This window comes from Pedobacter sp. GW460-11-11-14-TSB4, from assembly GCF_059423705.1.
The window spans coordinates 109,847-125,992 of the sequence record NZ_JBWKYI010000008.1 but is presented as its reverse complement, the minus strand read 5'-3'; the positions used below and the strand labels follow the sequence as shown (position 1 = coordinate 125,992).

10 protein-coding genes are annotated in these 16,146 nt (G+C 41.3%); 5 read left to right on the top strand and 5 right to left on the bottom strand.

Going from position 1 to position 16,146, the window contains the following annotated elements:
* Positions 1–5: 5 nt before the first annotated feature.
* The 5 genes from AC07YT_RS10530 to AC07YT_RS10510 all read right to left on the bottom strand — a co-directional run bounded on the left by AC07YT_RS10530 (position 6) and on the right by AC07YT_RS10510 (position 8,204).
* Positions 6–1,901: a RagB/SusD family nutrient uptake outer membrane protein gene (locus AC07YT_RS10530; RefSeq protein WP_086546760.1), complete on the bottom strand. Its 1,896-nt coding sequence runs from the start codon at positions 1,899–1,901 to the stop codon at positions 6–8.
* Positions 1,902–1,911: 10 nt separating this feature from the next.
* Positions 1,912–5,061, bottom strand: a complete 3,150-nt coding sequence (locus tag AC07YT_RS10525) for a SusC/RagA family TonB-linked outer membrane protein (protein ID WP_086546761.1) — start codon at positions 5,059–5,061, stop codon at positions 1,912–1,914.
* 33 nt (positions 5,062–5,094) lie between these two features.
* Positions 5,095–6,015 (bottom strand): ferritin-like domain-containing protein, encoded by a 921-nt coding sequence (locus tag AC07YT_RS10520; RefSeq protein WP_086546762.1) that lies wholly within the window; start codon positions 6,013–6,015, stop codon positions 5,095–5,097.
* An 11-nt stretch (positions 6,016–6,026) separates the two neighbouring features.
* Positions 6,027–6,749, bottom strand: coding sequence for a ferritin-like domain-containing protein (locus tag AC07YT_RS10515; protein WP_086546763.1), 723 nt, complete (start codon positions 6,747–6,749; stop codon positions 6,027–6,029).
* Positions 6,750–7,262: 513 nt separating this feature from the next.
* The gene (locus AC07YT_RS10510; RefSeq protein WP_086549352.1) at positions 7,263–8,204 is read right to left on the bottom strand and encodes an ROK family protein; all 942 of its coding nucleotides are present in this window, start codon (positions 8,202–8,204) and stop codon (positions 7,263–7,265) included.
* A gap of 350 nt (positions 8,205–8,554) precedes the next feature.
* On the opposite strand from AC07YT_RS10510, the gene AC07YT_RS10505 reads away from it, so the two are divergent.
* The 5 genes from AC07YT_RS10505 (at position 8,555) to AC07YT_RS10485 (ending at position 16,124) form a co-directional block, all read left to right on the top strand.
* Positions 8,555–9,760 (top strand): glycoside hydrolase family 88 protein, encoded by a 1,206-nt coding sequence (locus tag AC07YT_RS10505; RefSeq protein WP_086546764.1) that lies wholly within the window; start codon positions 8,555–8,557, stop codon positions 9,758–9,760.
* A gap of 69 nt (positions 9,761–9,829) precedes the next feature.
* On the top strand, positions 9,830–11,272 hold the full coding sequence (locus tag AC07YT_RS10500; protein WP_086546765.1) for a fimbrillin family protein: 1,443 nt from the start codon (positions 9,830–9,832) through the stop codon (positions 11,270–11,272).
* A 116-nt stretch (positions 11,273–11,388) separates the two neighbouring features.
* Positions 11,389–12,492, top strand: coding sequence for a clostripain-related cysteine peptidase (locus AC07YT_RS10495; RefSeq protein ID WP_086546766.1), 1,104 nt, complete (start codon positions 11,389–11,391; stop codon positions 12,490–12,492).
* A gap of 131 nt (positions 12,493–12,623) precedes the next feature.
* A complete protein-coding gene (locus tag AC07YT_RS10490; RefSeq protein ID WP_086546767.1) occupies positions 12,624–14,504 on the top strand; it encodes a fimbrillin family protein in 1,881 nt (626 codons plus the stop codon).
* Positions 14,505–14,555: 51 nt separating this feature from the next.
* Entirely contained in the window at positions 14,556–16,124 is a 1,569-nt protein-coding gene (locus AC07YT_RS10485) for a fimbrillin family protein (protein ID WP_086546768.1), read from the top strand.
* Positions 16,125–16,146: the final 22 nt, after the last annotated feature.

Below are 16,146 nucleotides of genomic sequence, written 5' to 3'. Positions count from 1 at the left end.
ATTAACTAGTAACCAGGATTTTGCTTGATATTTTTATTCACATCAATTTCACTTAATGGAATAGGAAATAACTCATGTTTTCCGGTTATAAAATTTGCAGGGGCAGGATAATTGTAATTAGACCTGATGGCTTTTACTTTTGTATTGGTATCATCAATGGATTGTTTTAAAGCATTCCAACGGATTAAATCAGCTCTTCTTAAACCTTCGTAACTTAACTCCCAGGCACGTTCCTGCTGCACAGCTTTAAAAAAGGCATCTTTGCTTAAACCCGACTGCAGATCGGCATTGGTGCTTGTAGGTTTAGGCAATAATGTAGCTACAGCGGTGGCTCCACTGCCTTTTCCATCGGTAGGTACGATGCTCACCGTAGGTACAGAGGTATAGCCTGTTCCGGCATTCATCATGGCAATGGTTGCTACGCCTTTTGTTGCATTAACGCTAACAGCTCCAACGGCAGCATCGCTCCCGCCACCACCGGTAATTTGAAATTTTATAGATGAGAAAGTTGTGTAGCCAGTGCCCGGTGCGGTTAGGCTTACTGAAATTCCACTTCCAGGTACGTCAATCCCATAAGCACGTCTTCTTACCTGGTTAATGGCTTCATAAGCAAGTGTATTTGGACCGTTGTTTAATTCATTTTCTACTTCTGCACGCATTAATAATAAATCAGCATAACGCATCACTACGTAATTAATCCGTGTTCCCCCTCTTTCAATTAATTCTTGCTTTTGGTATTCCCTGCTCCATTTAGCAGCCCTCCATGATTCATCTGCTCTTGCTAAAGTCTGTGGTTGTTTATTTCCCAAGGCATCGATGGTGTAGTTGGCGATAGAAAAATCCCTTCTGGCATCGCCGGTAGCAAAGCTATCGTAAAAAGGCCTAACCGCCAGGGTCCTGCCATTTGTGGAAAAATAAACACCCAAAGCAGTAACCGGAGTTCCGTATATTACACCTAAGGCATTACCTGAGGTGGTGTTATTGTCTGAATTAAAAAAAGCGATCTGAAAAATATTTTCTGTCGGTTCTAAAACACCCTGACACTGGTTTTTGAAAACCTGCGAGTAGCTGGGATTTAGCTTGTATTGGTTTTGTGCAATCACATCATCAATCTGCTGCTTGGCTAGAGTATAATATTCCCTGTAATTTGCCGGGCGCTCCATTTGTTTGCTGGTACGGCTTAGCGAATAACCACCGGCATAGAGGGCTACCCTGGCTAACATTGCTTTTGCAGCCCATTTGTTAATGCGCTCATCGGTCGGTAATGCAGTGGGTAAAGCATCTGCCGCCTCCTGCATTTCTTTAAGGATGAATTTATAAATTTCGTAACGATCGGTAACTGGCAGTTTAAAATCATCACCTGTTTGTGAAGGTGTGGTTTTAAAAGGCACGTCGCCCCAATAGTGTACCAGTTCTGAATAGTAGAATGCCCTCAAAAATTTGGCTTCAGCCATATTTCTATTTAAAGCATCTTTTTGGGCCTGTGTACCACTACTGTAAATCCCCATTTGTGGGATGCGGGCTAATACCACATTTGCCCGGTCAATACCTTTGTAAAAGGCCGTCCATGTATCCAGAAAGGCTGCGCGTTCCGGTGTACCGTTATAGTGTGGAATTACCCGATAATCATCGGCTAAATTAGATCCTTCGGTTTGGCCTATATCGGTATCGTTATCATAAACCAAAGGGATGTTGAAGCCATAGGTACTGCGATCAGACATGATATCGTACACACCCAAAGTTGCTGAATAGGCCTCTGTTTCGTTTGAAAAGAAATTATCAGAAGTAAAGAATGAATAAGGTTCTGTTTCTACCGCCTTTTTACACGAAACAATTGCGGTGGCCCCAAAAATTAAGCCTGCCAATAATATTTTATTGTTAAATTTCATATTGCTTTTCATCTCTCTTGATTTAAAATGATAGATTAAGACCTGCCAGGAATGATTTTGCTCTTGGATAAGCACTGGCATCGATGCCTGGAGTTAAAGGATTGTTTACGACACTCACTTCAGGATCATAACCTTTATATTTTGTAAATACATATAAGTTATAAGCAGTAAAATAAACACGCGCATTGGCAATTTTTACTGCACTTAACCATTTTTTAGGAAAAGTATAACCCAGGCTAACATTATTGATCCGCAGGAAAGAACCATCTTCAATAATTTCATCATACAAACGGGAGCTACCTCCACCATTGTAAGATGGTATTGTTTTACCCTGGTTTAGCGCAGCGAGTTCTACCGGACTGGTAACCCTTGCTCCCGAAGTGTTGATGGTGGTCCAGCGATCGGCAAATGAGGCAAAAGTGTTTACGTAATCTAAAGTCAGATCAGAATTGGTTAATCTATTGGCATTATATACTTTATTGCCTAGAGAGAAGTTTACGAATACACTCAAATCGAAGCCTTTATAGCTAAAGTTGTTTCCCAAACCACCTGAAAATTTAGGCTTGGCGTTTCCTAAGGGCACCCTGTCGAAGTTGTTGATGATACCATCAGGCACACCATCGGGTCCGCTAATATCTTTAAACTTAATAAAGCCAGGCTGCACGGTAACAGCATCTCTAACCACGCCTGGTTTTAAAGTATAAGCATTGGTTGTTGGATTATAGTTAAAATCGCTTACCTGATATAAACCTTCTTTTACATAACCATACATTACACCCACCGGGCTACCTACCTGCAAAATATAATCGCTGGCAATATTACCATCGGCCAACCTGCTCGTTTCACCATCGCTTAAGCTTAATACTTTTGTGTTGGTAAAAGCTACGTTTAAGTTGGTTGTCCAGTTAAAATTGGTTGTTCTGATGTTTGTGCTGTTCAAGGTCATTTCAAGTCCTCGGCTCGATGTGGTACCTATGTTCTGAAACTGGGTATTAAAACCTGAACTGGCTGGTATACGCGTATTAAACAACAAATCTTTAGAGCGGTTATCATAATATTCGGTGGTTAAGGTGATGCGTTGTTTTAATAAACCAATATCCAAACCAATGTTTAATGCTTTTAACGATTCCCATTTTAATGAAGGATTAGCCAGGTTTTCCTGAAAAGATGCAGATATCAACTGATCGTTTAACGGGTAAACCCCGGCATTATAAATACCTAATGCGGCATAGTTTGCAATACGGTTATTACCTGCAACACCATAACTTAAACGCAGCTTTAAATCAGAGAATATATGCTGTTGTTTCATAAATTTCTCTTCTATAGCACGCCAGCTTACGGCAGCCGATGGGAAGTATCCCCAGGTATTGTTGGCACCAAATTTCGAAGAACCATCAGCACGCAGGGTTGCGGTTAATAAATACTTTCCTTTGTAAGAATAGTTGGCCCTGCTGAAGAACGACAATAGTTTGCTATCTTCTGCTGCTGTAACCGGGAAGGACGTTACCGTACCCAGTTGAAGTTTATCCCAACCTAAATTAATTGAAGGAAAGTTTGTTGAAGCGGTCAGTAAACTTTGATTGTAATTGTAGATATATTCCTGACCCACAGAAACATCGAGTTTATGGTCTTTGTTAAATACGTTGGCGTATGTTAATGTGTTATTGTAATTAAACTGCTGCGCAGTAGAATAACCCACCCCACCAGTAGCTCCGCCCGAACGTTGTGCAAATAATGATCTGGCATCGTTAAAAATCCTGGCTGAGTTATTATTATCGGTAAAGTTTACCAAACCGCGATAAGTAAAGTGTTTATCAAAAAAGTATGACGCTGTTGCATTCATGTTCAACGATTTTAACCTTGATTCACGGTGCTGAGTCTCCAGCGTAACGATCGGGCTTTGATAAAGCACAGAACTAGGATTCGGATCTAAAGGATCTATATCCAAATCGATTAGCGAAAAATCATCATTACCAATACCCACAACCGGTCTGTAGCGCAAAATGGTATTCAGCAGACTTAATCTCCCCTCGCCCGTACCTAAGCCGGTTATTTTCTGGTTGGCATAATTGACAATAGCACTTAAATTAAATTTTTGACTTACGTTGTGTGAAAGACTCACTTTAGCGATATCTTTTGCCGATGCGGTGTTGAGCAAAATCCCATTGTCATCATTGCGCGAGTAAAATACATTAAAGCGGGTTTCTCTGCCCCCACCGTTAATACTGATCTTATGCGCCTGGTTAACAACGGCATCGCCAAACGATTCTTTTTGCCAATCTACCCCTGGCCTGTTGCCATAGCGGATCTGCAGCGAATCGAAGCTGCCATAGTTTTTCAGAAATGAGGCTAAACGTGCCGGATCGGTTGCGCTCACTTCATAACGCAGCAAAGTATATTGCAAAGGATTCATCATCGGTAAAAAGGTAGTCACCTTTTTTACACCTACGTAACCATCATAGTTGATGGATACTTTACCTTCCTTTATTTTTTTGGTGGTAACCAATACGACGCCGTTAGCACCACGGGCTCCGTAAATAGAGGTTGCCGATACATCTTTCAGTACGTCTACAGATTCGATATCCATCGGATCTAAAAAAGACAATCCATCTGTTTGCGGCACACCGTCTACTACATATAAAGGCTCGTTGCTTTGAGTAATCGAAGTTCCACCCCTGATTACAATTGATGGTGCTGCTCCCGGTGTACCATCAGCCATTGATACCTGAACACCTGCTAAACGGCCTTGTAGTGCCTGTCCAACATTCTGTACCGGAACCTTGGCCAGTTCTTCACCTTTTATAGATGATATTGCACCCGTTAAATCTTTACGGGCTACGGTTTGTCCATAACCGGTAACCACAACTTCGTTCAGGTTATTGGCATCATCGATCAGTTTTGCGTTGATGGTTGTTCTTCCGTTAACCCCCTGCTCTGAAGTTTTTGTACCTAAATAAGAGAATACCAAACGGGCGTTTGATTTTACCTTAATGGTGTATCCGCCATCGTTACCGGTTATGGTGGTATTGGTGGTACCTTTTTCGTTTACAGTTGCACCAGGTAAAGGCTGGTTTGTCTCATCTTTCACTATCCCTTTTACGGTAATAACCTCTTGTGCAAAAAGAAAGTTATAACTGGTAAGCAATAGGAATAAAATTATAATTCGTTTCATGTGATTTCCCTTGTCGGTGAATTAATGGTTTAATTAGATTAGCTGAAACCCGGTTTTAATAAACAGGTTAGCGGCCGTTTTAACTGTTGCAGTTAACAGGTATTCATCAAAAGCTTCTGAAGCAGATCCTGCCGTTAAATCTACATTTCCGGCGATACCCAGCAGCTCTATTCCTGCCTGAGCGGTTTTGGTTTCCCTGTTGAGCAATCCGGCATCAATATCATATACCGGATTTAGTGCACCAATCATCGAATCGTTTCCGGTAATCGGGAGTAAATCGCTTCCATCGGCATCGTTTCTTCTGATACTTACCCATGGACGTAAATATTTGAGTGTGGCAATCTGTAGTTTATTGACCATCTGGCGCAATTGGGCTGAATGACGAGCTTCTACGGTTTGTATCCGGGCGGCAGTGGCCAAAGCTGGTGTTCCCATTAATGTAATCAGTTGTCCTTTATAAGCACGTTCACTTAAATCTTCCAGCACCACAGCGGTTCTTAAAAATGTACCATAATTGGTAGCCACATTCGCATTCACTTTGGTATAATCGAAACTGGTATAAGGCATTAAGGGCCTTGGCGTACCACCCAGATCGGTAACGGCTTTGGTGATTACATTAATATGTGCCTGCTCCTGGTCGCGTAAGGTGGTAATAATGGGCTTATCGGCCACCAGTATTAAAGTTGGTGTAGCGGTTAATGCATTATTATAAAACTGAAACTGCATATAACCTAAAACCAAAACCAGGTTTAGCGAATCTATTGTAGCCGCATTTGTAGTCGTTTGGCTATACGCTTTTTGAAACATGCTGCCAAATGTTAAAGGTAAAGCGGCTAAGGAAACTTTCTTGCCCACGTTTAAAAGGTGCTGCAATGCCTTACGCCTTGGACTCAATTCATTATAAACCTCGCCCTCTACTTTTTCTATTTCCTCAATGATATTTAAAATATTCATACTGTTTTGGTTTATAGATTGATTACATTCAATTTTGTTTTGATATATTTTGATGCTTGTTCCAGCACTTTACCTGGCGCGAGGGTAACATCGAGTGCGTTAGCGGCATCGGCACCTAAAGGAGCCAGTTCGGTAAGATCGGCAAAGCTTAGGGCACTTACCTGGCTACGTACATAGGCTGCATGGCGTGCTTCTACGGTTGCGATCTGACTTAAAATAATCAGGTTATAATCGTTTTTACATTTCACTACCGCATCGTTATAAGCGGCAACCCCCAAATCTTCGAATGTTTTGGCTGCATTGAATACGGCTGTAGCATCGGCAAAATCGATAGATGAAAAATCAAATTCAAGTACACCCAAGCCAGCTGCACCTAAAAATTTCTTAAAAAATTCGCGGTGGGCAATTTCATGGAGCCTGATATCATTGAACAACATTTTTTGCGGAGCGGTAAAAGTTGCCGGAAAACTTGCTGCAGCCTTGATGTAAAACGCAGCCTCTAATTGTTCTAAAGCATAAATATAATTAAGCAAACCTGCATCATCTTTAAAATCGATTGTATTATCGGTATTGTTATAAGGAGTAGATGCAGGTGTTTCTTCCTTTTTACAACCGATTAATCCCATTGTTAAAGCCGCTGATGCCCCTGCAAATTGCAAAAACTGCCTTCGCTGCATGTTGCTGATCGAAAAAGAATCTTTTTCAGCTATCGCTTCAGAATTATTTTTAGTCATTTTGTTAGTTGGTTTATAAAGTTCAGTATTGCAATCGGTATCCGGTTCGGTTATTAACTGTATACCTTATCTGTATTATTTGGTTAAATGTTTTAAACCTTTTCAGGTTTGCTTAGTCTGTAAGCCTGTTAGGAAAATGATATGTGGAGATTATTTTCCACAGGTCGGTTGCCATTCATCTTACTGTAACGAATTTAGCATTAGGGATAGAAAAAGAGTTTCAAATTTGTTTAAAATACTATCAAATTTGGCTAAACATGCCTTAAATGACTTATTTCGGCCTTCCCTGGGGTTATTTGGAGCAGAAATGTTGACAAAACAGCTGAGATAAATGGTAAAAAATTTAACCGATTTATATTTTCCTGTAAGCGATATCCTACATTATTCGACAGAAAAAAAAGGATATTCTAAATTTTAGAATATCCTCTCTGTTTAAATTCAATAATTTTTATTCTGACCGATTCCCAGAAAAGGATACAGATTTAGCTGAACTCCTGTTATTTTTCTGAAGAATTATTTTACGACATAATCAAATGCCTTAAATTTTTGAAAAACATTTGCTGCACAACCAAGCAACCCTGCCTTGTTGCCCAACCTGGCCGCAACCACCAGCTCATTACCAGGTGCAATAGGTACCGCTAAAGTTTTTATTCTTCTTTCTATCTCCCGAACATAAAAAGCGCCCGACTCGCTTATGCCTCCACCAATTACAATTTTTTGTGGACTAAACACATTTACAAAACTAATAATGCCCGTAGCCAGATAATCGAAATGTGATTCCATCGCTTCAACGGCATATTCTTCTCTGGCGAGGTATTTTTCTACCATATATTTACCATCAATCTCTTCTGGTGGATTAGGATGAATAGACTGGTAATGGTTAAGCAGGGCCGTTACCGATGCATAAGCCTCTAAACAACCACGACCTCCGCAAGCGCAGGCAAGTCCGTTATGTTGTACAACAATATGTCCCAGTTCTGTACCTCTATTTCTAAATCCGCCGTAAAGTTTATTATCAATCATCACTGCGCCACCTATCCCTGTGCCCACGGTAAGAAAAACCACATCACTACAATCTTTGGCTGCGCCGTAAGTCATTTCTCCAAGGCCCATTAAATTGGCATCATTATCCATTACAATATTATAACGGGTTACTTCCTGCAGGATTTCGCCTAAAGCCAATTGTTTAAACCCAGGTAAATTATCGGCACCGGCAATAATCTTGTTGTTGTAAATAATTCCCGGAAAACCTATACCTACCCCAAGAATGGGGTTTTTAAATTTTTTAGCACAGGTATGGATCGCCTCTACAATCAGCGCAATAATGGCACCTTGTGTTTTCGCATTTTTTAGCGATACAATAATGGAATATAAAATTTCGCCATTTTGGTTTACTACCCCACATTTGAGTGAAGACCCACCAACATCAATTCCGATAGCATACGATTGTTCCATGTTGAAATTATTTAAAGTAATCATATACCGAACCTAGTTTAAATCTTTTTTGCATTGCTTTAATGGATATGTTTTTGTCGTTTCAATTTAGCATTTAAATATAGGCTAAAAATAGAATTCATGATAAGCCTATACATTAAATTTCAGATCAAAATCTTTAAAAATTGATTAATCCATTAAGAAATAGGTTAACAAACAGCCTTAATTACAAATACAAGGTGTATAGCCCTAAAAAATTTGTGCCTTAACCAATTTCAAAATATTTATGATAATAATCAAAAGTGATTCTGTTTGCGCTGTCTTAATTTCACTTCACAAAACAATTATAATTAAGACCAAATTTCTACACTATGAAAAAAGCTTTTTGCTTGGTAGTGGTAGCCGCCACACTGGTATTAAACTGCTGTGCTGCTCCTGTACAAAATGATCCTCCCTTAAATTGGTTAAAGAAAACCACTGACGTGATTGCATTTCAGTTAAATAAAGCTGCACAAACCTATAAACCTGGCAAAAACCCACGCTCCGTTAATCCGAACGGAACCATCAGGATTGCTGGCATTACCGATTGGACCACAGGCTTTTTTCCGGGAAGCCTATGGTATGGTTATGAGCTTACAGGCGATAAAAACCTGGCCCAGGAAGCCAAAAAATTTACGCTCGCACTAGATTCTATACGCCACATCACCAATACCCACGATGTGGGTTTTATGCTTTACTGCTCTTATGGTAATGCTTTCCGCATCACCGGAGATAAAACCTATTTACCCGCACTACAGGACGGTGCCAAACATCTTGCGGCACGTTTTAACCCAAAAGTAGGTGTAATCCGATCATGGGATTTTTCGTGGTGGCATTATCCGGTCATTATCGACAATATGATGAACCTCGAATATTTATACTGGGCGGCAACCGAATTTAAAAATCCGGCTTACGCCAATATTGCCAGTACCCATGCGACCACTACGATGAAAAATCATTTCAGAAAAGATTTCAGTTCATACCATGTGGTAGATTATGATGCTGCAACCGGAAAGGTCCTGGCCAAAAGAACGCATCAGGGGGTAACTGACGAATCGGCCTGGGCCCGTGGCCAGGGATGGGGACTTTATGGTTATACCATGTGTTATAAGAACACTAAAAATCCTGCTTTTTTAGCGCAGGCAGAAAATATTGCCAAATTCATCATGAACCACCCACGTATGCCAAAAGATAAAATACCGGTGTGGGATTTTGACGTGCATAACGCAACCGGTGTCGAAGAGCCTGCGCCGAGAGATGCCTCAGCAGCGGCTGTTATTGCCTCAGGCTTACTGGATCTGAGCACTCAGGTAAAAGATGGTAAGAAATATTTTGATTATGCTGAAGAAATTTTAAAATCACTTTCTTCTGATGAATACCTGGCCAAACCGGGCGAAAACGGTCTGTTTATCCTCAAACACAGTGTAGGTGCCTTTTTATACAATTCAGAGATTGATACACCTTTAGATTATGCTGATTACTATTATCTGGAAGCATTAAAAAGATATACCGAAATAGCGGCAAAGGCTAAATACTGAATGTAAAATCCTCCAAGTTTTAAAAACTAAAAATTCAACCAAATATTTTAAAAAACCAAACTTAAAACTATGCGTAAACAATTTACATTAACCACGCTTGCTGCGGCAACACTTATGCTGCTGGCGGCCTCCTGCAAAAAAGGCAAAGTCAACACACCTGACGAAAACCTTGATGCAAAAATTTCGTTTACATCCGCTATTCTAGGGCAAGCAAACACCAAAGCTTCTGGCAATACCTGGGATGCAAATGATAACATTGGTGTATTTTCCAAAAAAAGCAGTGATGGAACCTTAGTTGATGTCAACAAAAAGTACACGACTACCGGCAATGGTAATTTTACGGCTACAGGAAGCGAGATTATCAATTATCCTAACGATGGTTCATCGCTGAAATTTGCAGCTTATTACCCATACAACGCAACCAATACCAACAACATCTACAAAGTAAACGTAGCATCGCAAACCAGCCTGCCAGCGATCGATTTAATGTATGCCAGTAACGCTACGGGATTTAGCCAAACCAGTACCACTACACCGAACCTCACTTTTACACACCAGTTATCGAAAGTAGAAATTACCGTAAAAGCAGGTGCAGGCGTGAGCAGTGTAAGTGGTGTTACCGCAGCATTTCAAAGTTTTAATACCTTAGCCGATTTTGATTTAATCGCCGGAGCACTGACTAGTGGCCTGGCCCCTGCCAATATTAATGCCAATATAACAGCATCTGGCGCAGATCAACTGGCCTCGGCCATTATGCTGCCATTAGCCGACGCCAGCAACAAAACAATTGTATTTACACTTCCATCAGGCGACAACTTTACCTGGACTCTACCGGCAGGTTCTAAATTTGAAGCGGGCAAGAAAAATACTTATACTATTGTTTTACAAAAAGTTACCACGCCAGTAGCCGTACAACTGGGAACGGCTACCATTACCAACTGGGTAGATGTACCTGGTGGCAGCACAAACCTGAATCCGGATGTGACCACCCCAACGCCTACCGAGAAGCAAATTTTTATGGAAACTTTTGGAACCAAAGATTTAAGCGGATTTCCAAGTTCCCGCCAGGCTGTTACAGCATATGACAATTATGACAATCCTACCTTTGCCTATGCAGGAAATACCACAATCATTGTGGCCGGTAACGGATTTACCACCAATAATGCCAGATTTGTCGGCACTGAAAATAATATTAAAATGAACAATATTAATACCGATGGCTTTACTAATCTGAAGTTGCAATTCAGGGCGACCTTAATCAATGCACCTGCAACTGGTACTACACTTGATTTTGCCAACATCATCACCGTAAGGTATAACGGAGTTGACTATACTGTGCCAGCCGCACCAAGCAATAATAGCACGACGCCGGTAAGTATCGAGGTCAACTTAAGTACCGCAGCAGCCAATGCGACCAGTACTTTGGAATTTATAGGTAATAAAGGAATAGTTGCCCCGGCGACAGGTTCTTTTTTCCGTATAGATGATGTAAAACTACTGGGCACAAAATAATATCAATAAAATATAAGGGGAGCAGTCTTAAAAGGGCTAGCTCCTCTTTCTTATTTTCGGTAACCATGGAACGCTTTTATATTCAACAAATAACATTCAAAAAGTTCATATTTTATATGGGCATCCTTGTGTTTTTATTCTCCTGTAAGCGGTCGGAAGAAGACATTTTTGTTATCAAAAAAGAAGAATTAAAAAAAGTAGTTATCGTGTACATGTCGGCCAATAACAGCCTTGCTTTCAGTGCTTATACCAATATCAATCAGATGGAAGAAGCATTTGACCAAACAAACGGCAAATTGATTGTATATGCTAAAATATTTGGACAACAGCCTACGATATATGAAATTTCAAAGGATAGCAGTCCACAAATTGTAAGCCGTAAAGTAAAAGTATATAACGACCACGATGCCTCGAACCCCGATATCATGAAAATGATATTCAGCGATATACAGGCTTTATACCCCGCCAAAACCTATGCTGCCATTCTTTGGTCGCATGCAACCAACTGGTTACCCAAAAGTGCGACGATTAGCCTGCGTTCTTTTAGTGATGACAATGGCAGTAAAATGGATGTGCAGGACCTGAAGTATGCCTTACCCAACAACCTTGAGTATCTTATTTTTGATGCCTGCTCTATGGCCTCTACAGAAGTATTATACGAGCTTAAAGACAAAACCCGCTACATCCTGGCTTCGCCAACCGAAGTGTTAAGCGTAGGCCTTCCATACAACCGCATTGAAAAAAATCTATTTGAAGACCCCGAGGTGGGATTACCTGCGATTTGTGACAACTATTATCGTTATTATATGACGCAAAGTGGCAATAACCAATCTGCCACATTCTCGCTCATCAAAACAGAAAAACTGGAACAACTGGCACAAACGACACGCAATTTCCTGTACCAGCATTCTTTTACTTATCCTGATTTTAGACGGGCTGAAGTACAACGCCTTGATTTTGATCCCGCTTCACCTATGTCAGGATTTGATTTTATGGATTTTTTTGAAAAAAACTTCCCAGGTATTTCCCTGCAGGGATTACAAGATGCAGTGAATGATGTAGTGTTATACCAAGTGCATACGCCGAATTTTTTGGGGAAACCGATCAATCGGTTTTCCGGTCTGTCCTGCTATATACCCCACCCGGATAATGAATGGGCACATCCTTTTTACCGGAGTTTAGGCTGGTATCGCGCAGCAGGATTTGATAAAATGTTGTAATGCAGTATTACACGTAAATAAGAAGGAGCAGCGATAAGCAGCATGATCGTTTTAGGCTTTCTTCATCAAAATTGATATTCTTTTGATCCATATCGAAAGTACCCGCAACATTATATCTATAATTTTAACAAATGAATAAAAGATCACCTGCCTTTCTAAATCAAAAAGCAATAGCTACTTTATTCGCATTATTGTTTTTTGCTTATTCGTGCCGAAAAGATAATACAGGTCCATTGTCAGGCCCCGTATCTGATAACAGTCTGCGGTTTACCTCCTCTGTGGAAGGTGAAACCGGAACCAAAGCCACGGGCAATACCTGGCAGGTAAATGATAGCATTGGCCTGTTTATGAAAAAAGCAGCTGATGCAGCAGTAATTGCTGCCAATAAAAAATACATCACCACTGGCGATGGCAATTTTTCAGCACAAGGAGACCATGGTTTGAATTATCCTGATGGTTCTGCTGTAAATTTTGTGGCTTATTATCCATATCAACCCGGCATCTCTGGCAATATTTATCCGGTCGATTTATCTTCACAAACCAGCCTTCCGGCCATTGACCTGATGTACGCCAACAATGCCACTGGCTTTAGCAATAAAAGCACCACTAGTCCAAATTTAAGCTTCACGCGCCAGTTGGTGCAGGTAGATCTTACCATTATGGCCGGCAGCAACATCGACCTGAATGGCATTACCGCCAGTTTTCAAAATATGAACACAAGAGCCAATTTTGACCTCAATACAGGTACGCTAACGGCGGGGTCTACGCTGGCTAATGTAAATGCGAATATTAAGTCTATTGCAGGTACCCCCTATTTAATGGCCTCCGTTATTTTATTGCCCCTGGCGGATGCAGCCGGGAAAAAAGTTATTTTCACCCTGGCCTCTGGCAGCACTTACACCTGGACCCTACCTTCAGGTGCTACATTTGAAAAAGGAAAAAAATACCGATACAACGTTACATTGGGTAACGGACAACCCTGGTTACAGCCTTTTACACGTCGCGTATTTCCGGAAAGGGATAGTGCCCAGTTTGCCAACATTGTAGATAAACAATGGGTGGTTATTGGCAATAACAATCCTTATGCTTTTCAAAAAGATTATGGTATTCTTTTTAATGGCGAACCTTCTTATCGTTTTGAGCTAAAAAGTGATGGAACGACAAGAGACAGGGTTGAACTACAATATGCATACGCCACTAACCAGGATTATGCAGGTATTTCTGCTGCTGATTATATTAAAGACCAAAAAACGTTCAGCACCTACCTCCGTGGTAAAGGTATTACACCACAGGCCAGCAAATGGCGATATCAATATGCGATCTATGTGCCTTCTACTACCGATCCAGCTTCATCGGCAATTTTTTCACAAATTCATGGCATGAACGATCGTACGCTGGTCGTATCACCAAATGGCGAACAAACCATGCTTACAAAAGACCAGTTTTTGGAACTGACACAGACCATGATATTTGATGATGGCCTAGGGTATTCCATCGTAAACGGGGCAAAGGGACCAGCCAACGGATGGAAAATGGATGCTGGTGGTTATCCGCCAATGGAAATGGGCTTTGGCAGAGGACAGTTTTATATTTCCGTAACCTCAGACAGCAAATGGGCAACCGATATTGAAGACCGCAATGGCGCCAATATTGATCGTGTCGGGGTATTACAACCAGTAACCTCAGCCGGGGGATATAAAATAGCGACCAATGTGTACCGCATGCCTTTTGCCAATTATCCCAAAGATACCTGGGTTACCTTTGTTATGGATATTGATTATTCCGCTTACAATGGACCAGGCAACCAAATGATCGCACCCGGCAAAATAGACGTCACCATGAGTTACCATCAAAACGGAACAGCTGTAAGCACAAAAATTGTAAATAATGCCACTGTGGCTATTGGCCGAAACGATGCACCAGGCTATTACTTTAAATTTGGCATCTACCAACCTGGAGATGTCCAATCTTTTGTTGTGAACTGTGCAGGATATTCACAAACACCACGTTAATTAAAATATGTTTAAAAACGACTGCCTAACCGCTATAAATATTTTTAACAAATGAATAAAAGATTAACAAGCTTTCTCTATCAAAAAACAATGGCTGTTGTTTTGTTTGCCTTACTGATTATTGTCTATTCCTGCCGAAAAGATGATAAGGGCTCCAACTCGTCTCCGGAGCCAACACCCGGCAGGCAGGTGCAGTTTACCTCATCCGTTGAAGGCGAAACCGGAACCAAGGCCACAGGCAATACCTGGGAGACTAACGACAATATTGGCGTGTTTATGAAAAAAGCCTCCGATGCTTCGGTGCTTGCGGTCAATAAAAAATATACCACCACTACCGGAAACGGGAATTTTACCGCACAGACCAGCGATGCCTTCAGTTATCCAGGTGATGGCTCTGCCATTAATTTTGTTGCTTATTATCCCTACAAATCAACAATAGCTGGCAATATCTACAAAGTAGATGTGTCTTCACAAAGCAACCTGCCTGCTATCGACCTGATGTATGCCAATAATGCCACCGGTTTTAGCCAGGGCAGCACTACGGTTCCCAATCTAAATTTTGCACATCAGTTAGCACGGGTAAACCTGATCGTACAGGCTGGCGGGGGTATTGCCAGTTTAAACGGCATTACGGTCAGCTTTCAAGACTTCTCCACGCAGGCCGATTTTGACCTGAATACGGGTACATTCGCTGCCGGCACTAATCCTGCCAATATCAGCGCCAACATCAGTGGCACTGCGGCTGCCGAACGGGTAGCATCTGCTGTTTTACTACCCATTACTGGCGCTACCAATAAAAAAGTGGTTATTACCTTGCCCTCGGGAGAATCTTTTACCTGGTTACTACCCAATGGCACTAATCTCGAAAGAGGTAAAAACTACACCTATACCGTGGTGCTGCAAAAGAGCATTCCTGTTTCTATCCTTAATGTAGATTATGAAAGCGGAACCCTCAATTCGGGCATTACGGGTATAAGCTCTTCTCATGCCACAGCAGCTGACGCCAATTATATGGTACAAGCAGGCGCTACAGGAAACTATGCCATTGCCCATAAAGTAGTATATGGCGATAATGCATATTATTCTGATGGCGCTTACCGGAGCGAATCGGATGCGATAGCCCTCACCGCCGCCCGCTACGCGCCGGGAGACGAACGTCGGTATGAGTTTAGTGTTCTGCTGAAAGACTGGACGCCCTGGCTTTCCGACCCTATTTATGAAACCAATATTTTTCAGCTAAAAGTATCTGGCAACTCCACTACCGATTCGGGCGTTCCTTTACAACTGCGTGCTTCGAGAAACGCACTGCGGCTGCGCTACAGGGATAATATTCGGGTAGTTAATTTCCTGTCTGATGTTAGGCCTTATGTAAACCAATGGATACATTTTAGAATAGATGCAAAATGGACTAAAGATGCAACGGGATATATCAGAACTTTTATGAAACTGCCCGGACAAAATGATTTTAAGCTGGTGGATGAAAAAACAAATTACGACACTTTTGCCGGCGATCCAGCTGTCGGAAATATTGGATATATCAAATGGGGCGTTTATGGGATCCAGGAAGGGCTTACCCGAATTACCTATCACGACGATATCAGGATTTATAAATTAAACTAATAATTCCGCTAAAAGCTAATAC